Source organism: Pectobacterium peruviense (assembly GCF_002847345.1).
GTDB lineage: Bacteria > Pseudomonadota > Gammaproteobacteria > Enterobacterales > Enterobacteriaceae > Pectobacterium > Pectobacterium peruviense.
This window is the reverse complement of sequence record NZ_LXFV01000032.1, coordinates 60,945-81,659: the sequence shown is the minus strand read 5'-3', so window position 1 is coordinate 81,659 and position 20,715 is coordinate 60,945. Positions and strand designations below refer to the sequence as shown.

Here is a 20,715-nt window from a genome sequence, read left to right as displayed (position 1 = left end):
TGGAATTCCAATATGATGAAAATGTGATTTTTGGCATACCATAAATTGCAGCCTACTTAGGCTGCTTTCCTGACAGTGATAAGGAAACCTACGATGAAAGACACAGAGAACCTCCCTGCATTCGATATGGAACAAACCGTGATGGAACTGTTGATCAACGCGGGTGAAGCTCGCTCAAACGCCATGATGGCAATTCAGGCCGCGCGTCAGCGAGAGTGGCAACAGGCCGATGAACTGCTTGCCGCGTCACAAGAGGCGGCGCGTGCCGCTCACCGCGTTCAAACACGGCTAATCGGTTTGGATGAAGGAGAAGGAAAGGTGCCCGTCAATCTGATCATGGTACATGCGCAGGATCATCTGATGACCGCCATGCTATGCCGGGATTTGGCGGAAGAGATTGTCTTGTTACGGCGAGAAATGGCTACATCACAAAACTGACAAAAATCGGGTTGAGAAACGAGCATCAGCCGTTAAATCCGACAATATGCCTGTGGTATCATGTCGCATGATGTTCGTAACAAGGATGGATAGGCGTTTTCAGCCCGTCATCATACTCAATAAGGTGCAGCCATGAAAACCATGCTTGAAGTGGCGAAACGCGCAGGCGTGTCTAAAGCGACCGTGTCCAGAGTGCTAAACGGCACCGGCCAGGTCAAACAGGCAACGCGCGATGCAGTATTTCAGGCAATGGATGAGCTCGGCTACCGTCCTAATTTTTTGGCGCGTTCGCTGGCTCGCCGTACCTCAAACAGTATCGGTCTTGTTATCTCTAATTTTGACGGCCCCTATTTTGGTCGCCTGCTACGCCGTGCCGCAGAGATAACAGAGAGCAGCGGGAAGCACCTGATCGTCACCGACGGACACGATACGCCCGAAGACGAAATGCGCGCGGTGCAACTTCTGTCTGACAGACAGTGTGACGCCATTATTCTCTACACCCGCTATATGTCCGAAGCGGATCTCATGACGCTGCTCAACACGCAGACCATTCCAATCATGGTGATGAATCGCGATCTGCCGCAGGCGCGGGAACGTTGTATTTTCTTCCGCCAGCAGCAGGCCGCATTTGACGTGGTGAATTACCTGATCGAACAGGGCCATCGCGAGATCGCCTGCATCACCGCACCGATGCAAACGCCGACGGCGCGGGCACGGCTTGCGGGCTATCAGCAGGCATTAATCGACCACCAGATCGAGGTTGATCCACGCCGAGTGGCGCACGGAACCAGCATGGTCGCCAGTGGCTATCAGGCTGCGCGCCAGTTGCTAAATAACGGTGTCAGCTTTAGCGCACTGTTCGTCAGCAACGATGACATGGCGATTGGCGCGATGAAAGCGCTATACGAAGCGGGGAAAAGATTGCCGCAGGATGTCTCCGTCTTTGGCTTTGACGATGAACCCTGCGCGACCTATCTGCACCCTTCACTTTCCACCGTCTATATGCCGATTGAAGAGATGGCCGCTACCGCGATTACGCAAGTGCTGGATCTGATCGCAGGGAAAGACGTCAAACCGCTGCAACCTTTTACTGGCGAACTTAAGCTACGCGAATCGGTACAGAAAGGGCCGTACTACGCACAGCAAAACTCGCGGTAAAACCGATCGCTTTCTCCGCGTCATCAGCCGTGTTCAATCAACATTACCGCTGTCGTATCCGCCTCCAGTGCGTCAAACAGATGCGGGATGTCCGCCGAGTAGCTGATGTAATCTCCCGCGTTGAGTTCAATGGGCTGTGTAACCGGCCCAATTCTGGCGCGACCGCTGCTCAGAATCACATGCTCTATCGTTCCTGGCCTATGCGGCTGGGAGAGTCTGACCTCGCCCGGTTGCACCTTAAGCCGATAGATATCACGCTGCGCGCCAGCCGGACAGGCGGCCAGCAGCGTCGCGGCATAGTTTGCCTGCTCCGAATAGGTAGCCGCCCCCTCGTTAGCCCGAATCACCTGCACATGCTGGCGAGGCTGCCCAATCAGTTGGCTCACCTGTACATCGAGCGCCATCGCCAGCGCCCAGAGCGTTTCCAAACTCGGATTACCGACCCCGCTTTCCAGCTGTGAAAGGGTTGATTTTGCCAGCCCCGCACGCTTTGCCAGCTCGGTCACTGACAGGTTTAACCGCTCACGCTCGCGCCGGATAGAAACAGCCAGCCGTGCGATAGGCGTAGCGACCTGCATACCCTCTTGTACGCCATTTTCCTGATTATCAACCGTCATATCGTTCACCATAACGACCAATTGTTCGACTTGACGAACAATCGATTCATGTTCATTATTTCGCTCTATTGTTCATTATAAAAAATTTCGTTCGATATGACAGCACTCTCGCACTGATTTTTTCACACTGACAGGCAGGAAAAAGATGACACCACAGGCTCGCGGCACGATAGAAATGGCTCTCGCGATGATCATTTCCGGTACGGTTGGCTGGTTTGTCCTGACGGCAGGGCAATCCGCGATGACGGTGGTCTTCTGGCGCTGTGCGTTCGGCGCATTGACGATGCTAGCGGTATGCGGGCTACTGGGTTTGTTGCGGCGAGGCGTCATTAACAGGAAGCAGGCTGGCATTGCCATACTCGGCGGTCTGGCGCTGGTGCTCAACTGGACGCTGCTGTTTGGCGCTTACTCGCACGCATCTATTGCCGTCGCCACCGTGGTTTATCACACGCAGCCCTTCATGCTGGTGGGGCTTGGCGCGATCTTTTTCAGGGAAACGCTGACCCTCAACAAAACCTGCTGGCTACTGTGCGCCTTTGGCGGCATCGTCTTAATCGTCAGTGCTCAAACAGGGGCTGACAGCGATGACAAAGGGTATCTGTCTGGCGTACTGATGGCACTGGGCGCGGCGTTCTTTTATGCCGTAGCAGCCGCCATTACGAAAAAGCTCTCAGGGATCCCGCCGCACGTGCTTGTGCTGATACAGCTACTCGTTGGCGTCGTTGTTCTTTCCCCCTTCGCCGCTATTCCCACCTCTCCGACAGTATCGCAATGGGGAATTCTCGTGGCTATCGGCGTGATCCATACCGGCCTGATGTCGACACTGTTATACAGCGCGATCCAGAAGATCCCGACCGCGCTGGTTGGCGCACTGTCGTTTATCTATCCTGTCATTGCGGCGCTGGTCGACTGGGCAGCCTTTGGACATAAACTGGATGGGATGCAGCTTGCGGGAGCGGTTGCGATTCTGCTATCTGCCGCTGGGATGACATTCGGCTGGCGCATCAGGTTCAACCGACACGGGGACAATCTGCGTGATGCACCACGTTCAGGGGAAAAGCAGGATGCCTTTCCCCCAACACAGTCGAACCATGTCGATTAAAGCGCTTCCAGCGCCAGCAGCTCTTCCAGCGTCTGACGACGGCGGATCAGGCGCGGTTCGCCGTTTTCAAACAGCACTTCCGGCAACAGCGGACGACTGTTGTAGTTAGAGGACATGGATGCGCCGTATGCGCCAGTATCGTGGAAGACCAGATAGTCACCAACCTGTGCATCCGGTAGCGGGAAGGTTTCCACGCCACCGCCCGCCTGCTGGGTAAATACATCACCGGATTCACACAGTGGTCCCGCAATCACGCTGTCGCGCAACGTGGACTGGCTGATATCACGGCCATCGCCCGGCAGCAGAGAAACGTGGTGATAACTGCCGTACATCGCCGGACGCATCAGATCGTTAAACCCCGCATCGACCAGCACAAAGTGGCGGCTGCCCATGGATTTTATCGCTCGTACTTCCGCCACCAATACGCCGGATTCAGCGACCAAAAAACGTCCGGGTTCGATTTCGAGCGTAACTGGATGACCGAGATGCGCAGCAATTTTCTCACGCGCCGCATTCCACAGCCCGTAATAGTGTTCAGTATCAATCGCTTCTTCGCCGTGACGATAAGGAATCGACAGTCCGCCACCTGCTGAAATCGCCTCGATATCCTGACCCAGTTCAACAACCTGCTGAACCATCGCCTCGCACACCTGTTCCAAATGGCCGTAATCGACGCCAGAACCAATATGCATGTGAATTCCCACCAGCTTCAGTTGATAGCGCTGAATGTGCGCCAACGCCAGCGGCAAATCACCGTACCAGATGCCGTGCTTGCTGTTCTCGCCACCGGTGTTGGTTTTCTGGCTATGACCATGACCAAAGCCCGGATTCACACGCAGCCACACCGGATGCCCCGGCGACTGCTGCCCAAGCTGCTCCAGCATATCGACCGAACCGGCGTTCACCGGAATGTTCAGTTCAGAAACGCGTTGCAGCGTCGGGCGATCCAGCAAATCGGCAGTAAAGACGATCTCGTGAGCATCGGTGCCCGGCACGAACCCTGCGATCAGAGCCCGCTCAATTTCCCCCAGCGATACCGAATCGACTTTCACACCTTGCTCACGCATCAGGCGCAAAATGTGCGTGTTGGAACACGCCTTCTGCGCAAAGCGGATCGTGTCGAACTGGCGCAACTGAGCGATGCGATTAACGATGGTCTGCGCGTCATAGGCCCAAACCGGGCAGCCAAAACGGGCAGGCAGTTCACGCAAACTTTGCGCGTTGAGGGCGTGTGTTACGTCATTCAGATCGTGAGGCATAGATAATTACCGATTTACAGGGTTAAGCGTGATTGAGCATCACTATAAAAACAACCTCAAAGGTAAACAAATATCGTTTTAGGCAGACTTTATTCATTTCTGATATGGTTTATCTCAATGAATGAAGGAGGTGACATGGCAGCAATATCCTTACGACACATCGAGATTTTCCATGCGGTCATGACCACGGGTAATTTGACGGAAGCAGCCGCGTTGCTGAACACGTCGCAGCCGACCGTCAGCCGCGAGCTGGCACGTCTTGAGAAACTGATTCAGATGACGCTGTTCGAGCGGCTGCGCGGCAGGCTTTACCCGACGGCTCAGGGATTACAGCTGTTTGAAGAAGTACAGCGCTCTTATTATGGGTTGGATCGCATCATCAACGCCGCCAGCGATATTCGCCGTTTTCAGCAGGCGCAGCTTTCCATCGCCTGTCTGCCCGTGTTCTCACAGTCGCTGCTGCCTGATGCCTGCAAGCCGCTGCTGGCACGCTACCCCCAGCTTAATCTGCACATTATTCCGCAGGAGTCGCCGCTGCTGGAAGAGTGGCTGTCCGCGCAGCGTCACGATCTAGGCTTAACGGAAAATCGCCTCACGCCAGCCGGTACAGAACGACAAACATTGATGTTGTTAAATGAAGTCTGCGTGCTGCCAACTGGGCATCCGCTGGCGCAAAAAGCCGTGCTTACACCGCAGGATTTTGCCAATGAACCTTTTATTAGCCTATCGAGCGCCGACAGCTATCGCCAGTTGCTGGATACGCTGTTTCAGGAACAGGGCGTATCGCGCCGGATGGTGCTGGAAACCCACAGCGCGGCGTCGGTATGTGCAATGGTGCGGGCGGGCATCGGGCTATCCATCGTCAACCCACTAACGGCGCTGGATTACGCGGTGTCTGGCGTGGTTGTGCGGCCTTTTAGTATTGATGTGCCTTTTATCGTCAGCCTGATTCGTCCGCTGCACCGCCCTGCTTCGTCACTGGTCGATACCGTCATTGATCAACTCAAACAATACGCCGCAGGCGTGCCTTCACGTTTAGAGCAGATCTTGCGGCAGTGACGATCCGATCTTGATTCGGCTCACTTCATTTCTCACTGTGTCAGCGCCCGCCAACGCGGATCGTGAGCAAACCATTCCACCAGAAAATCCAACAGGGTACGCAGCGCGGTTGGCATCTGACGGCGCGACGTATAGATGCCATAAATCCCCATCATCTGTGGGTGATATTCTGGTAGCAGCGCCACCAACTGCCCGCTGGCAAGATAAGGGGTCACAGAATAGCGCGGTTGCAGCGCAATCCCCGCTCCTTCCAACGCACCCGACAGCAACACCAGCGATTCATTGCCACTGAGGTTTCCGCTTACCGGTATCGTAAACTTTTCATCACCGCGGGAAAAATGCCACAGGCTTTTGCCAAAATAGGTGTAGGTCAGGCAGTTATGAATAGAGAGATCGGTCAGCTGTCGCGGAATACCGTGCTCATTCAGATAAGAGGGGGAAGCACACAGCACTGACTCACAGTTTGCCAGCGGTCGAGCAATCAGATTGGGATCCAGCTCGTTGGTGATACGCAGCGCCAGATCGATGCGTTCCTCGACCAGATTCACCGATCGATTATTCATTTGCAGATCGATAGCGACCCGAGGATGGCGTCGTAGGAAAGCGGTTATCGCCGTACCAAGTGCTCCCTGCGCCAGCGACTGTGAACAACTGAGGCGCAGCAAGCCGCTTAACGTAGCATCATCAGTATTGGCCTCGACACGCATGTCCGCCGTCAGCGCCAGCATCTCCCGGCAGCGCACCAGCGTTTTTTCACCCGCATCCGTCAGACTGAGCTTGCGCGTGGTGCGATGTAATAACCGCGCCCCTGCCCACGCCTCCATTTCCGCCAGATAACGCGTCACCATCGCCCGAGACATATCCAGCGCCTCTGCCGCCGCGATCATGCTACCGCGGTCTATAATAGTCACAAACACTTCAGCAGCCGTAATGCGATCCATAAATTAGTCCGTTTCATGCAACAAACAATTGCCGATTTTGCGGTTTTTCGTACGATTAATGCAACATAACATGAACCCACTTTCTGTCATACCTGTGGAGTATCACCATGTCTAAATCTATCGCTTTTACCGTATCTTTACTCGCTGCATCGCTGGGTCTGGCGTCTACTGCTAACGCCGCTGAGTTAAAAATCGATGTATTTAATCCAGGTGAAGCCAGTGTATTCCCCGTTTCCTCTGAAATTATCAGCGGCGATAAAGAAGTTGCCCTGATCGATGCCCAGTTCCAGCGTAACGATGCCCAAACGCTGGTTGATCGCATCAAAGCCACCGGCAAAAAACTGACCACCGTCTATATCAGCCACTCCGACCCTGACTACTACTTCGGTCTCGACGTGATCAAAGCCGCGTTCCCAGATGCTAAAATTATTGCGACCCAAGCAACCATCGACGCCATCAATGCGAGCAAAGACGGCAAAGTGGCACACTGGGGGCCCGTTCTGAAAGAAAACGCGCCGAAAGAAATCGTCGTTCCTCAACTACTGGCAGGCGATAGCTTCACCGTTGACGGCAAAAAACTAGAAGTGAAAGGGTTGAAAGGGCCAACGCCGGATCGCACTTTCGTCTGGATCCCATCGCTGAAAGCTGTTGTGGGTGGTATTCCCGTATCTGCGAACATCCACGTCTGGCTTGCCGATACCCAAACGCCAGAATCTCGCGTTCACTGGCGTGAAACGCTGAAATCTATTGAAGCGCTGAAGCCGACCACCGTCGTACCAGGCCATTTCATCGCGCCAACGGATTACACCTTGAAGAACGTGACGTTCACGCTGCAATATCTGGATACGGTGGAAAAAGAGCTGGCGAAAAGTAAAGATTCTGCCGAGCTGATCGCCGCAATGAAGAAACATTATCCGACACTGAAAGAAGAATCTGGCCTTGAACTGAGTGCCCAGGTACTGAAAGGTGAAATGAAGTGGCCACAGTAAGACTGCATTACATTTACGATCCCTTGTGCGGCTGGTGCTACGGCGCCGCCCCACTCGCGCTAGCCGCGCAGGAAATCGATGGGTTGGAGCTGATCCTCCACGGCGGCGGTATGATGACCGGCAGCAACAGCCGAACCATCACCCCTGAATGGCACGATTATGTGATCCCGCACGATCGCCGTATTGCGCAGTTGACCGGGCAAACTTTCGGGGAAGATTATTACGAAGGGTTACTGCGCGACACCAGCGTCGTACTGGATTCCGCGCCGCCGACGGCTGCTGTACTTGCTGCGGAAGCGATGGATGACAAAGGCATGGAAATGCTGCACCAGATTGAGCGGGCGCACTACGTTTCCGGGCTCAAAATCGTCGACGCCGCCGTGCTACGTCAGTGTGCAGAAGAGATCGGTCTGGATGGCGACGCCTTCTGCACGGAATTTGCCTTTATTCAGGCAGAAACGCTGTCCAAGCATATCAACGCCAGTCGAGAATTACTGGCGAAAGTGCGCGGACAAGGCTTCCCCACTTTTGCGCTAGAAGACGCCAACGGGAATTTCCAGCAAATCCCAGCGGCAAACTACCTCGGCCAGGTAGAAGCGTGGCGCAAGGTGCTGACACAGATGGTCAACCACACAGCCGCATAAGCGTTCTCATCAACCGCCTCAAGGGAGCAAGCCATGGCTTACTCCCTTTGTTTTTTCGTTCCCGATACCGGCTGTATCTCATCCCCTTAAACCGCTAAAGTATTTCCTTCTTGATAAATCAGCGTGCTACCGCGTTTATTCATCAATCTCGTTGAGAAGGAAGCAACATGAACGAACACTGGTCTGTTTTTGAAACATGGTTGGAAACGCACTGGCCTGAAGGACGCAAAGGGCTCAATCTACCCGCTACAGAACAAGAGTTAGAGGCGCTTGAACACGCACTTGGCACCTCACTGCCAGAGGACTATAAAGCCTGTTTGCGTATTCACAACGGACAAGATACCTACTCTGGTGGCATTTTTGAGAATGCAGAATTCTTATCCACGCACGCGGTACTTGAACAATGGGAAATCTGGCAGTCGTTGCTGAGCGATGGGCAATTTGAGGGCATCCAGTCCAGCCCGGAAGACGGCATAAAGACCGACTGGTGGAACGTAAAGTGGATCCCCTTTACCCACAACGGCGGCGGCGATCACTACTGCCTCGATCTCGATGCGGCGGTCGGAGGCCAGCACGGCCAGATTATTACCATGTGGCACGACATGGATGAGAGAGAGAAACTGTCCCCGTCGTTCGCAAACTGGTTCCAGAACTATGTCTCCGACGTGATTGCCGGAAAATACGTTTACTCTGATGAATACGGCGGGCTGACACCGATTGATGAGCTATAAATGCGCAACGTAGTCAATAACGGGAGCGAGTTACCATGAAATTAAGCCACAGCTTTAGCAGCGCATTAAGAACGTTCGCCTATTTCATGGCTAGCGGTACCCAAAATACGCTTGAAGGTATTGATTACCTTTCACTGTACGGTGAAGAGCCCAGCGCGTTTGAACAAGTCTTCGCTATCTACGCCAATGTGTTAGAGCTGGATGAAGACGGCAACGTACTGAACGCCAAATATGCCGAAAAACGGGCAACAGATTATTTACGACAATACTGTGATCCCAGTTTCACCGTTGATCCCCCTTATGAAGACTGGGAAGTTGAGCTGCATTAATTTATCCACAGAGCGTCTTGATCAAAAAAGCCTCGACGAAACGGTCGAGGCTGCTACTGGGAATGAAGACGCATGCTCCCTGATGCGAAGCAAGATCGCTATCGGTCATGACCTGTCCCCTGTGCTATAGTCGGACGCTAGAAAAGATAGCCTCAGACAACACCGCCAGAAACACACGAAACGATGACTGACAAACCATGACCGACGTAAAATCAGATAAAAACAACACAATATCCGCCGATTCCCGCGCTTCTAGCCTTAACCGCTTCTCCATCGCGCCGATGCTCGACTGGACCGATCGTCATTGCCGTTACTTCCTTCGCCAGTTGACTGGCCAGACGCTGTTGTATACCGAAATGGTGACGACAGGCGCGATTCTTCACGGCAAAGGTGACTATCTAGCCTACAGCGAAGAAGAACATCCGCTGGCGCTGCAACTCGGCGGTAGCGATCCGCAAGCGCTGGCACAGTGTGCCAAACTGGCAGAACAGCGCGGCTATGATGAAGTTAACCTGAATGTTGGTTGTCCGTCTGACCGTGTGCAGAATGGCCGTTTCGGCGCCTGTCTGATGGGCGAAGCGGCACTGGTGGCAGACTGCATCAAAGCGATGAAAGACAGTACTTCAATTCCGATTACGGTGAAAACCCGCATCGGCATCGACGATCAAGACAGCTATGAATTCCTGTGCGAATTTATTCAAACCGTAGCCGAACGCGGCGAGTGCGATACCTTTATCGTCCACGCGCGCAAAGCCTGGCTATCGGGCCTGAGTCCGAAAGAGAATCGGGAAATTCCACCGTTAGATTATCCGCGCGTTTACCAGCTCAAGCGTGATTTCCCAGCACTGACTATCGCTATCAACGGCGGTGTCAAAACGCTGGAAGAAGCCAAAACGCATTTGCAGCATCTCGACGGCGTAATGATGGGGCGTGAAGCCTACCAAAACCCCGGAATTCTGGCGCAGGTTGACCGCGAACTGTTTGGTATCGATGTCGCCACGCCGGATCTCGCTGGTGTAGTACGCTCCATGTATCCCTATATCGAGCGCGAACTCTCTGGCGATGCCTCTTTAGGCCACATCACACGCCATATGCTCGGCATGTTTCAGGGCATCCCCGGCGCTCGTCAGTGGCGACGCTATCTGAGCGAGAATGCCCACAAACCTGGAGCCGATTCTGCGGTGGTAGAACGTGCACTGGCGTTAGTTAATTTGGTTTAAAAAACACTAACAGTTAGTGTTTTTCATCAACACCCTTTTATTTCTCTTCCTCGTGTCGCTGGTAAATCAATCACTTACCAGCGACGCATCTTGGCACGATTCTTGTAATTGCTTATGTAGCACGCAGACTCATTTTTCTGCGGTTTAACCGCTACAGGAGCGCACCATGTTGGAAATTTTCTTCGTTATTGGCTTTTTTATCATGCTGATGTTAACGGGCGTGTCACTGCTGGGCGTGATTGCGGCACTGTTTGTGGCGTCCCTTTTTATGTTGATTGGTGGGCTGTTTACCATGGCGGTAAAAGTGTTGCCGTGGCTGATTTTGGCTGTCGCAGCCGTGTGGCTGTGGCGTAAGTTTAGCGGGCGGCCGGTCTACGACTCGCACCGTAATACCTATCGGAAATACACCTACCGCCAGCGCAATCGAAATGAGTGGTAATGCCAGAAAAGGGAAAAATCTGAATTACGCGCAAAAATGACGGGCAATGCCGTATTTAACACGACCTTGTTTCAGTACGGCTTTGTTTTAGTAATACTTTGTATTAGCTCTACTTTGTTTTAATACGATCTGTTTAGTACAAAAGTGTGCGCCAGCAGATATTTTTTCCCTAATGTGGCTGCTAGGATGACGCCACAGTTTGATTCGCCGTTGTCGGTTAACGATGAGCAAGCTCAAGTGGTAAACAAGCCACACGATTTCATCATCGTCAGGGAAATAATAGCCGCACAGCGGCACTTTCGTGACGATCACCACGCTGTACCCTACATACAGCCTGATGAAATTAGAACGGCCAAGGCCTTTCAGGCAATAATACCGACTCTTCACGAGTCGGTATTATTGTCAGGTTCTGCCTCTCAGTCCTCTCCCTGATCTTAGTATGTTCGCTCACACACCATATCAAGCCTCACGATTGTTCCAACTCGCGTTTATGTAGCTTCACGCGAAAACCTGATGGCGTCATCGTAAAGGCAAAAATCTCGCTGACTTCCGATGCAGCCTGCTGTGCCTCTACGCGAAACCCACTACACAGCGCATGAAAACCTAGCTTGATCTCCATTAATGCCAGCGACCGTCCAGGGCACATACGCGGCCCGCCGCCAAAGGGTTGGAGATCGGAAAAAGCCGCCTTTCCGCGCTCAAGCCACCGCTCAGGCATGAAATCATAGGGCTGCTGAAATAGCTCGCCATCGAATCCGCTCGCATTCAGCATTAGCAGTAGAGGTGTGCCCTTTTTGATCAGGAAATCATCAATAACGGTGTCCTTGGTTGGCTCAAGGTACAGCAACGGCGCGACGGGCTTAAGCCGCATCGATTCATACATAACCGCAGTAAGCCAAGGCATACGCGGCAGCGGCCACGGAAGGATGCCCGCGACACCGTCAGTTGCCTCTTTGCACTCCTGAAAAACGCATTCTTCTACCGAAGGAGCCGAGCAAAGTAAAAAACTCATCCAGGTAAGCGTATTCGCGGTCGTGTCCTCCCCTGCAATAAGCAGCGTAATCGCATTCGCCACAATATCGTCGTCTTTCAGCGTCCCGTCTTTTTGCTGCTCAGCGAGCATCACCTGTAGCATATTTTCAGGCGCGTCCAGTAGCTTGGGGGCCAGTTGGATGCGTTGCCGCTGGCGATAAATGAACCCATCTACATACTCGCGAATCAGGTTCAGACTTGCATCAAACTGCTTATCTCGCGCCCTACGAATGTAGCGCCATACGGGTATTGGGGACTCGCAGCGCTCATTAATGATGGGAAATAAGTGACGTAAGCTTTGCGATAGCGGGTTATCACCTTGTTCAAGGGTATTAACGTCTTCACCAAAAGCCAGTAATGATGTGATATCAACCGTATAGCGCTTAAATTCATCTACCAGCGCGATCATTTCTCCAGCCTCAGCCAGCATCGTAAAACGGTCAGATAGCCGAGAGGTGACTTTCCGGAGACTTGGATAAAAATACTTAAGATGGGCAGGCTGAAACATCGGCTCCGTCAGTTTACGCTGGTGTTCCCACCGTTCCCCTTCCGATGAGAAAACCCCGTTCAACCCAGCTTCCTGAAAAACAGATTCAATGCTGCTGATACGCCGAAACTCGTCGGGGCGGGATTTCATTATGGTACGAATCCATTCAGTATCGGCAATCACTACGGCTGACGTAAGCCCCAGCCTTAAGCGGTAAAAGCGGCCATACTGCGCTTTCCACCGCAGCATCTGTAAGTGGATGTCACTTCGTTTTAAGTAATCAACATGCCCGAGAACACCTCGGGTTGGGGGCATTGGCAGGCGTTTGATGGATCTCATATTCGCATCCTTCTTTATGTATGTTCAAAAGCAGATGAATACACCACCTGTGAAAACAACAATCGAGATAGCGAAGAGGTATAGAAATAATGTACGGCGCAGAGAACGAGCAAGGCAGAAAATTTGAATAAGCGTCTGGTCTATGTTTTCGTCAAATCCTACAGAGCAGTGTTTAAAAAACAAACACATTGATTTGGTTTTTTTGTTAATAAGTAATACTACGGATAGCGGCCTTTTCTTCTACAGAAGGGCACGACAAATAAACCGAAACCCAGCCGAACGAGGAAAGGCAAGGTTACCGCGACACACACGATAACCTTCCTAAACCATTAGCCTGGAATCAGCAAGCATGAACCCTGCGTGCTGCGGCTCTCCAGCGCCCGATGGGCAGCTTGGGCATCCGCCAGCGCAAATTTTTGATTTTGCGGCACGTCTACCGTAATCGCCCCACTAGCAATCAATGAGAACAGTTCGTTACTGGCCTGTTCCAGTTCAGCACGGTTTGTCACATAGCCAAACAGTGAAGGACGCGTCACGTACAGCGACCCTTTCTGGTTCAAAATCCCCAGATTGATGCCGGTCACCGGCCCAGAAGCGTTACCGAAACTGACCATCAATCCGCGACGGCGCAGGCTATCGAGCGAGGCTTCCCAGGTATCTTTCCCGACCGAGTCATACACGACCTCCACCTTCTGCCCATCGGTCAGTTCTGCGACACGCTGCGCGATATTCTCGGTGCGATAATTAATGGTCGCCCAGGCACCCGCCTGTTTTGCGCGCTCCGCTTTCTCATCGGAACCTACCGTCCCGATCAGCTTTGCCCCCAGCGCCTTCGCCCACTGGCAGGCAATCAACCCAACGCCGCCCGCAGCCGCATGGAACAGGAAGACTTGATTCGGCTTGATTTCATACGTCTGACGCAGCAGATAGTAAACAGTCAGCCCTTTCAGGAAAGAAGCCGCTGCCTGCTCAAAGCTGATAGCGTCCGGCAGCAACGCAACCTTCTCCGCCACCACGTTATGCACCTCGCTATACGCGCCCAGCCCGGACTGCGCATACACGACGCGATCGCCGACTTTCAGCACGCTCACACCCGCACCGACTTTCGTTACAACGCCCGCCGCTTCGGTTCCCAATCCAGAAGGCAAATCGGGTACGGGATACAAGCCGCTGCGAATATAGGTATCGATAAAATTAATGCCGATGGCGTGATTCTGCACCTGAACTTCTCCCGCTGCGGGTTCGGCAGGCGTGAAATCCACATATTGCAGAACCTCTGGGCCACCATAAGCTCGGAACTGAACGCGTTTTGCCATGTTATCTCCTTAATCGTGACAGGTTCATCGTCTCTCTATAACACATATACCCTAGGCGACTAACGTAGCCAACGCACATGCAACTTGAAGTATGACGGGGATATTGTGTTATTTCGGACGTGCGGCATATACAATGCCCCCTTATCCAATGGCAAATCAACCGGTAAAGAATCCGTTTCATGGCAGAGAAAAGACCCACCAATAAATCGAATGAGCCCCGTGACCGCCAGATGGAAGGTCTGAAACTTCCGCCACATTCGCTGGAAGCGGAGCAATCGGTATTGGGTGGCCTGATGCTCGACAATGAGCGCTGGGATAATGTCGCCGAGCGTGTTGTCGCTAACGACTTCTATAACCGTGCCCACCGCCTGATCTTCACCGAAATGCATCGTTTGCTGGAAATGAGCAAACCGATCGACCTGATTACGTTATCCGAATCGCTCGAACTGCAAGGCTCATTGGAATCCGCCGGTGGCTTCGCTTACCTGGCTGAACTGGCAAAAAACACGCCGAGCGCCGCCAACATTGGTGCCTACGCTGACATCGTGCGCGAGCGCGCCGTGGTGCGTGAAATGATCTCCGTCGCCAATGAGATCGCCGATGCGGGCTACGATCCGCAAGGCCGCAGCAGCGAAGATCTACTCGATCTGGCGGAATCTCGCGTATTCCAGATCGCAGAAAACCGTGCCAGCAAAGATGAAGGCCCAAAAAGCATCGACCGCATTCTGGAAGATACCGTCTCCCGTATCGAGCAGCTTTACCAGAAGCCGCACGATGGGGTTACGGGTGTGGATACGGGCTATCAGGATCTCAACAAAAAAACCGCCGGCTTGCAGAAATCTGACTTAATCATCGTGGCAGCGCGTCCATCAATGGGGAAAACCACCTTTGCGATGAACCTGTGTGAACATGCTGCCATGACCCAAGAAAAGCCTGTGTTGATATTTAGTCTGGAAATGCCCGGCGAACAGATCATGATGCGTATGCTCGCGTCTCTGTCTCGCGTGGATCAGACCCGCATCCGTACGGGTCAGTTGGACGATGAAGATTGGGCGCGTATTTCCAGTACCATGGGAATCCTGCTTGAAAAGCGCAACATGTACATTGATGACTCCTCCGGCCTGACGCCAACCGACGTTCGTTCCCGCGCCCGCCGCGTGTTCCGTGAACATGATGGCCTGAGCATGATCATGATCGACTACCTGCAATTGATGCGTGTGCCGTCACTGTCGGATAACCGTACGCTGGAAATCGCAGAAATATCTCGCTCGCTCAAAGCGCTGGCAAAAGAATTGCAGGTTCCTGTCGTCGCCTTGTCGCAGCTTAACCGTAGTCTGGAACAGCGCGCCGATAAGCGTCCGGTCAACTCGGATCTGCGTGAATCCGGCTCCATCGAGCAGGACGCCGACCTGATTATGTTTATCTACCGTGATGAGGTTTATCACGAGAACAGCGACCTGAAAGGCATCGCTGAAATCATTCTGGGGAAACAGCGTAACGGCCCGATTGGTTCCGTTCGTTTAACCTTTAACGGGCAGTGGTCGCGCTTTGATAACTATGCCGGCCCACAATATGACGATGAATAACGCAGCGCTCAGCAATGACAACACTGCACTAAGGAACAAGAATGAAAACGGCAACTGCCGTCATTAGCCGGCGTGCGTTACGCCACAACCTGCAACGAATCCGCCAGTTAGCGCCTGGCAGCCAGATCGTTGCCGTCGTGAAAGCCAACGCCTACGGCCACGGCATGATCGAATCCGCTCATACCTTCTGCGACGCTGACTGCTACGGCGTCGCGCGACTCTCCGAAGCGCTGGCGCTGCGTGCCGCAGGCATCACCAAGCCTATCGTCCTGCTGGAAGGCTTTTTCTCCGCCGACGATCTTCCGCTTCTGGTAGAACATCAGCTAGAAACCGCCGTTCACAGCCCCGAGCAGCTTGCCGCGCTGGAGCAAGCCACGCTGCCTCAGCCGATACGCGTGTGGATGAAGCTCGATACTGGCATGCACCGTCTTGGCGTTCTGCCGGAACATGCAGACGTATTTTGGCAACGCCTGACCGAATGTCGCAATGTGGTGCAGCCCGTCAATATCATGAGCCACTTTTGCCGTGCCGATGAACCTGAGGCTGGAACCACCGAACGCCAACTGGCCTGCTTCGATGCCTTTACACAAGGTAAACCCGGCGCACAGTCCATCGCGGCTTCCGGTGGAATTCTACTGTGGCCGCAAGCGCACCGCGATCGCGTCCGTCCCGGCATTATCCTCTATGGCGTATCGCCGTTGGATAACGAAGACGCCGCGCATTTCGGCTTCCAACCTGCCATGACCTTTACGTCTCACCTGATTGCGGTTCGTGAACACAAAGCGGGTGAAGCTGTCGGCTACGGCGGCACCTGGACCAGCCCGCGCGATACGCGTCTGGGCGTAGTCGCTGTCGGCTACGGCGATGGCTATCCGCGTTGCGCGCCAGCGGGTACGCCCGTGCTCATCAACGGTCGCGAAGTACCGCTTTCCGGCCGCGTATCGATGGATATGATTACAGTTGATTTAGGGCCGGATGCGCAGGATAAGGTCGGCGATGAAGTCATCCTCTGGGGGCCAACGCTATCGGTTGAACGCATTGCCGCACACACGGGTGCCAGCGCCTATGAGCTGATTACCCGCTTAACACAGCGCACTACGTTGGAATACGTCGACGGTGAGTAAAAACGGACTGATGGGGTTTTCTCGGCAAGCCACTGGCTTGCCAACGTTCAGACTGGTTATCTACTATGCGGCAAGCTGGCTTGCCGTATCCGCGATCCTGACGCTGTTTGCCCTCATCAATTTCTATACCCTGAAGCCTACGGATGTCGGCGGCACGCTATTTGGCGGCATGTTCGGTGCGATATTCGATCTGATCTACTGGTCTTGTGCTGCATCAGGATTCTGCTTTCTGGCGCTCTTTCAGCTCTCGGGATGGCGTATTGCCTGGATACTCGCAGGACTGATGCAAATTGGTATCAGCGCCCTGTGGCGCATTCAATACTGGCAGGCGTATGAAAACGAGGAACTGATACTTTCTCCGACGACTGGCGAACTGTATGTTTCCATGCTGGTAGGCGTAGCGATGACCACTATCGGCGTCGTGAAGTATCGGCACGCTCAGCTAGCTGCGCGCGCAACGCGGGCGAAAATAATCTCTACAGAAACCACCACCGCCAAAACAATCGCCGCATTGCTGCTAGTCGCACTTTATCTGGCACTTCCGCTGTACCTCTATCTGCGTGAGCCTCTACCCTACTGTGCTTTTAGCCCCAGCGGACAACAGTTAACGGTATGTTTGGGAGAGAGTGACGAGCGGATTATTGTGGAGTGATGGTTCTCGGAATGGCTATCACACGATCCCGAGAACTATCATTTAAAAGATAAACACCATTAACTGAATAAACATAAGGCACTCCACCACGAGAAGTGCCTTTTGACTTAATTAGAGGTGCCTTTTAGCTTAATAGTCAGCTTTTACTGCCTGCGCCGCCACCGTACTTTTCTTCTTTTTCACCACGTAGCTCACAGCCAGCGCCAGAAGCCAGAACGGAATCAGCAGCACTGAAATCTGGATACCCGGCGTCATCGCCATGATGACCAGAATCCCCGCCAGAAACAGCAGACAAATCACATTCGTCACCGGATAACCGAGGCTTTTAAAGCGCGTTTCCTGACCTTCCTGCTTTTTAGCCGCACGGAATTTCAGGTGAGTGATGCAAATCATCGCCCAGTTAATTACCAAGGCAGAGACGACTAGCGCCATCAACAGCTCAAAGGCTTTACCCGGCATGAGGTAGTTGATCACGACACACAGTGCCGTCGCCAGTGCGGATACGCCGAGTGCTACCAACGGGATGCCACGCTTATTCACGTTCAGCAAGGCACGCGGCGCGTTGCCCTGTTTCGCCAACCCGAATAGCATGCGACTGTTGCAGTACACACAGCTGTTGTAAACCGATAAAGCCGCCGACAGCACCACCAGATTCAGAACAGTAGCCACGACGTTGCTATCCAGCGCATGGAAAATCATGACGAACGGGCTACCGCCTTCCACAACTTTCCCCCACGGATACAGCGACAGCAATACCGCCAGCGCCCCAACGTAAAACAGCAGAATGCGGTAAATCACCTGATTCGTGGCACGTGGAATGCTGTTTTGCGGATCGTCAGCTTCAGCGGCAGTAATCCCCACCAGCTCCAGTCCACCGAAAGAGAACATGATCACCGCCATCGCCATGACCATGCCACTCACGCCGTTCGGGAAGAAACCACCGTGCTGCCATAGATTCGCTACGCTAGCGTCAGGGCCACCCGCGCCGCTGAACAACAGATAGCAGCCAAACACGATCATTCCCATGATCGCCACAACCTTGATGATCGAAAACCAGAATTCCATTTCGCCATATACTTTAACGCTAGTCAGGTTGATGGCGTTGATCAGCACGAAGAAGATCCCTGCCGAGACCCAGGTGGGCACATCCGGCCACCAGTACTGAATATAAATCCCGACCGCCGTCAACTCGGCCATACTCACCAAAACATACAGCACCCAGTAATTCCAACCGGACATAAACCCGGCGAACTCGCCCCAATACTTATACGCAAAGTGGCTGAACGAGCCCGCAACGGGTTCTTCCACGACCATTTCACCCAACTGACGCATAATAAAGAATGCGATAACACCCGCAATCGCATAGCCGAGCAGTACCGATGGCCCCGCCATTTTGATGGTCTGCGCGATGCCTAAAAACAGCCCGGTTCCTACCGCGCCCCCAAGCGCGATCAGTTGAATATGGCGATTTTTCAATCCTCTTTTCAACTGCCCTTCTTCTTGTTGTGTCTCCATTTTTTTCCCCGTCAGCAATAAAATTCGAACTGGTGAGGGTTTAGCAACTATCAGGCCAGATAACCAACCGGCCCTATCTCCACAAGCGCCGTTCGCATAACGTAATGAAAAATTAGAAAATTTATTTCGCCCTCAATTTCACACATCACGCATTAATTTAAAGAATACGAACATTAAATGCACATTAACGTCGAATGACGCACGCAATGACGACATTTCTTGCCCTACGATGCATGAATTGAACCATCATGGTGCAAACCGCTACTGAGCGCGCCTGTAGCGATAAAAAACTCATAGGCAACGCGGCTTAAAAAGCTGGTAGTCTGTTTGACTGACTACTGACATGGTTTAAGGAACGCGATGTACAACATTGATGATTTCGATCTGAAAATCCTGACGCTGCTACAGACCAACGGTCGCCTGACTAACCAGGAATTGAGCGAACTGGTCGGTCTTTCCGCCTCGCAATGCTCACGCCGCCGCATCGCGCTGGAACAGGCACAGCTCATTCTTGGCTACCATGCTCGCCTGTCACCGAATGCCGTTGGATTGGAATGTCTGGGGTTAATTGAAGTCCGGTTGATCAACCACACCAGCGAATACGTTGAACGCTTTCACCAAATGCTGGGAGAAGTGGATGCGATTATTGACGCCTATAAAACCACGGGCGATGCCGATTATCTGTTAAAAGTCGCCGTCGCGGATCTGCCCGGACTCAGCACGCTGATTAGTCAGATTCTGTCGCAGAACAAGAGCGTCGCACATCTGAAAACCTCAGTGGTATTGAACCGCCTTAAAGAGAACGGTTTGATCACGCCAGAACCGCCTGCGTTGCCCTGAATTGGGGCAATCGCGTCTATTTGGTGCAGACAAACAAGCGATTCACGCAAAAAGTCACAACTTATCGCACGACCCAGCCATGTTTATTATGAAAAACGCACGAATCATGCATTATATTCATCGATATAATTCAATACGTTGCTCTTATTACCGTAGGTCTTTCGCGCAAACCAGCCGCTAAGCGGTATCATCTGGTGTGATTCTTGCTTGGGTAAGCACATGTTTTCACGACAGTCAGTCTATCGAGTGCTCACCATGGATAACGTTATTCCCACACAAAAAATATCACATACGTTGCTGGAAGATGTTCTGGCAATACTGATCGGCACGCTGATGGTGTCATTTGGCATCATTCTGCTGCGTCAGGCTGGCGCGCTCACCGGTGGCACCGCAGGCATCGCTTTTCTTGTCCATTATCTGACAAACGTTTCCTTTGGCGTCGCGTTTTTCCTGCTGAATCTGCCCTTCTATTATCTGGCCGTACGACGCATGGGGTGGGAATTCACAGTGAAAACGTTCAGCGCTGTCGGGCTGGTTTCTCTGTTTTCCGATCTGCATCCGCTGTTCATTCATTTCGATCAGCTCAACCCGTTCTACGCCACGCTATTCGGTAATATCATCACCGGAATAGGCTTCGTTGTACTGTTCCGCCATAAAGCCAGCCTCGGCGGCGTTAACATTCTGGCGCTTTACCTTCAGGACAAATATGGCCTGCGGGCGGGGAAACTCCAGATGGGCGTTGACGTTGTGATTGTGCTGACTTCCCTGTTCGTGGTAAGCATACCGATGTTGATTGCTTCGATTCTAGGGGCAACCATTCTGAACCTAATTATCGCGATGAATCATCGCCCTGGCCGTTACGCGGCCTGATTGTCCCCCATCATCGTCGGGGTGCGGT

The 20,715-nt window shown here is 53.0% G+C and carries 21 protein-coding genes; 15 read left to right on the top strand and 6 right to left on the bottom strand.

The window, feature by feature from the left end:
• Nucleotides 1–93: 93 nt before the first annotated feature.
• A complete protein-coding gene (locus A0G03_RS19125; RefSeq protein ID WP_048262155.1) occupies nucleotides 94–438 on the top strand; it encodes a PTS lactose/cellobiose transporter subunit IIA in 345 nt (114 codons plus the stop codon).
• A 132-nt stretch (nucleotides 439–570) separates the two neighbouring features.
• Nucleotides 571–1,596, top strand: coding sequence for a LacI family DNA-binding transcriptional regulator (locus A0G03_RS19120; RefSeq protein ID WP_048262157.1), 1,026 nt, complete (start codon nucleotides 571–573; stop codon nucleotides 1,594–1,596).
• A 23-nt stretch (nucleotides 1,597–1,619) separates the two neighbouring features.
• Here the strand turns inward: A0G03_RS19120 and A0G03_RS19115 are convergent, their stop codons facing one another.
• Complete coding sequence (locus A0G03_RS19115) at nucleotides 1,620–2,174, bottom strand: helix-turn-helix domain-containing protein (RefSeq protein WP_048262269.1); 555 nt, start codon at nucleotides 2,172–2,174, stop codon at nucleotides 1,620–1,622.
• Nucleotides 2,175–2,358: 184 nt separating this feature from the next.
• Between A0G03_RS19115 and A0G03_RS19110 the strand changes: the two genes are divergently transcribed.
• Nucleotides 2,359–3,315, top strand: coding sequence for a DMT family transporter (locus A0G03_RS19110; protein ID WP_048262159.1), 957 nt, complete (start codon nucleotides 2,359–2,361; stop codon nucleotides 3,313–3,315).
• Here the strand turns inward: A0G03_RS19110 and lysA are convergent.
• The gene (lysA, locus tag A0G03_RS19105) at nucleotides 3,312–4,574 is read right to left on the bottom strand and encodes a diaminopimelate decarboxylase (protein ID WP_048262160.1); all 1,263 of its coding nucleotides are present in this window, start codon (nucleotides 4,572–4,574) and stop codon (nucleotides 3,312–3,314) included. The genes A0G03_RS19110 and lysA overlap by 4 nt on opposite strands.
• Before the next feature lie 135 nt (nucleotides 4,575–4,709).
• On the opposite strand from lysA, the gene A0G03_RS19100 reads away from it, so the two are divergent.
• On the top strand, nucleotides 4,710–5,633 hold the full coding sequence (locus A0G03_RS19100) for a LysR family transcriptional regulator (RefSeq protein ID WP_048262162.1): 924 nt from the start codon (nucleotides 4,710–4,712) through the stop codon (nucleotides 5,631–5,633).
• A 32-nt stretch (nucleotides 5,634–5,665) separates the two neighbouring features.
• On the opposite strand, the gene A0G03_RS19095 is transcribed toward A0G03_RS19100, so the two are convergent.
• Complete coding sequence (locus A0G03_RS19095) at nucleotides 5,666–6,574, bottom strand: LysR family transcriptional regulator (protein WP_048262163.1); 909 nt, start codon at nucleotides 6,572–6,574, stop codon at nucleotides 5,666–5,668.
• A gap of 107 nt (nucleotides 6,575–6,681) precedes the next feature.
• Here A0G03_RS19095 and A0G03_RS19090 point away from each other — a divergent pair, with 107 nt between their 5' ends.
• The 6 genes from A0G03_RS19090 to pspG all read left to right on the top strand — a co-directional run bounded on the left by A0G03_RS19090 (nucleotide 6,682) and on the right by pspG (nucleotide 10,926).
• A complete protein-coding gene (locus A0G03_RS19090) occupies nucleotides 6,682–7,563 on the top strand; it encodes an MBL fold metallo-hydrolase (RefSeq protein ID WP_048262165.1) in 882 nt (293 codons plus the stop codon).
• Entirely contained in the window at nucleotides 7,551–8,207 is a 657-nt protein-coding gene (locus A0G03_RS19085) for a DsbA family protein (RefSeq protein WP_048262167.1), read from the top strand. Before A0G03_RS19090 ends, A0G03_RS19085 begins: the two co-directional genes overlap by 13 nt.
• 167 nt (nucleotides 8,208–8,374) lie before the next feature.
• The gene (locus A0G03_RS19080) at nucleotides 8,375–8,938 is read left to right on the top strand and encodes an SMI1/KNR4 family protein (protein WP_048262169.1); all 564 of its coding nucleotides are present in this window, start codon (nucleotides 8,375–8,377) and stop codon (nucleotides 8,936–8,938) included.
• Between the two features lie 35 nt (nucleotides 8,939–8,973).
• Complete coding sequence (locus A0G03_RS19075; protein ID WP_048262171.1) at nucleotides 8,974–9,267, top strand: DUF7677 family protein; 294 nt, start codon at nucleotides 8,974–8,976, stop codon at nucleotides 9,265–9,267.
• A 197-nt stretch (nucleotides 9,268–9,464) separates the two neighbouring features.
• Nucleotides 9,465–10,487 (top strand): tRNA dihydrouridine(20/20a) synthase DusA, encoded by a 1,023-nt coding sequence (dusA, locus tag A0G03_RS19070; protein WP_048262172.1) that lies wholly within the window; start codon nucleotides 9,465–9,467, stop codon nucleotides 10,485–10,487.
• Between the two features lie 166 nt (nucleotides 10,488–10,653).
• On the top strand, nucleotides 10,654–10,926 hold the full coding sequence (pspG, locus tag A0G03_RS19065; protein ID WP_048262174.1) for an envelope stress response protein PspG: 273 nt from the start codon (nucleotides 10,654–10,656) through the stop codon (nucleotides 10,924–10,926).
• Between the two features lie 466 nt (nucleotides 10,927–11,392).
• Here the strand turns inward: pspG and A0G03_RS19055 are convergent, their stop codons facing one another.
• Together A0G03_RS19055 and A0G03_RS19050 are read right to left on the bottom strand one after the other, a co-directional pair.
• Nucleotides 11,393–12,784: a cytochrome P450 gene (locus A0G03_RS19055; RefSeq protein WP_048262179.1), complete on the bottom strand. Its 1,392-nt coding sequence runs from the start codon at nucleotides 12,782–12,784 to the stop codon at nucleotides 11,393–11,395.
• Between the two features lie 329 nt (nucleotides 12,785–13,113).
• Nucleotides 13,114–14,100: a quinone oxidoreductase gene (locus A0G03_RS19050; protein ID WP_048262180.1), complete on the bottom strand. Its 987-nt coding sequence runs from the start codon at nucleotides 14,098–14,100 to the stop codon at nucleotides 13,114–13,116.
• A 179-nt stretch (nucleotides 14,101–14,279) separates the two neighbouring features.
• Between A0G03_RS19050 and dnaB the strand changes: the two genes are divergently transcribed.
• Genes dnaB through A0G03_RS19035 form a run of 3 tightly spaced genes read left to right on the top strand, consistent with a single transcriptional unit; the run spans nucleotide 14,280 to nucleotide 17,462 of the window.
• Nucleotides 14,280–15,686: a replicative DNA helicase gene (gene dnaB / locus A0G03_RS19045; protein ID WP_011095164.1), complete on the top strand. Its 1,407-nt coding sequence runs from the start codon at nucleotides 14,280–14,282 to the stop codon at nucleotides 15,684–15,686.
• A gap of 41 nt (nucleotides 15,687–15,727) precedes the next feature.
• Nucleotides 15,728–16,810 (top strand): alanine racemase, encoded by a 1,083-nt coding sequence (alr, locus tag A0G03_RS19040; protein ID WP_048262182.1) that lies wholly within the window; start codon nucleotides 15,728–15,730, stop codon nucleotides 16,808–16,810.
• On the top strand, nucleotides 16,803–17,462 hold the full coding sequence (locus tag A0G03_RS19035) for a hypothetical protein (RefSeq protein ID WP_048262184.1): 660 nt from the start codon (nucleotides 16,803–16,805) through the stop codon (nucleotides 17,460–17,462). The genes alr and A0G03_RS19035 overlap by 8 nt, the downstream gene beginning before the upstream one ends.
• A gap of 129 nt (nucleotides 17,463–17,591) precedes the next feature.
• On the opposite strand, the gene A0G03_RS19030 is transcribed toward A0G03_RS19035, so the two are convergent.
• Entirely contained in the window at nucleotides 17,592–18,977 is a 1,386-nt protein-coding gene (locus A0G03_RS19030) for an amino acid permease (protein ID WP_048262186.1), read from the bottom strand.
• Nucleotides 18,978–19,337: 360 nt separating this feature from the next.
• On the opposite strand from A0G03_RS19030, the gene A0G03_RS19025 reads away from it, so the two are divergent.
• A complete protein-coding gene (locus A0G03_RS19025; RefSeq protein ID WP_039306464.1) occupies nucleotides 19,338–19,817 on the top strand; it encodes an Lrp/AsnC family transcriptional regulator in 480 nt (159 codons plus the stop codon).
• Between the two features lie 255 nt (nucleotides 19,818–20,072).
• The gene (locus A0G03_RS19020; protein ID WP_039293524.1) at nucleotides 20,073–20,687 is read left to right on the top strand and encodes a YitT family protein; all 615 of its coding nucleotides are present in this window, start codon (nucleotides 20,073–20,075) and stop codon (nucleotides 20,685–20,687) included.
• Nucleotides 20,688–20,715 lie beyond the last annotated feature (28 nt).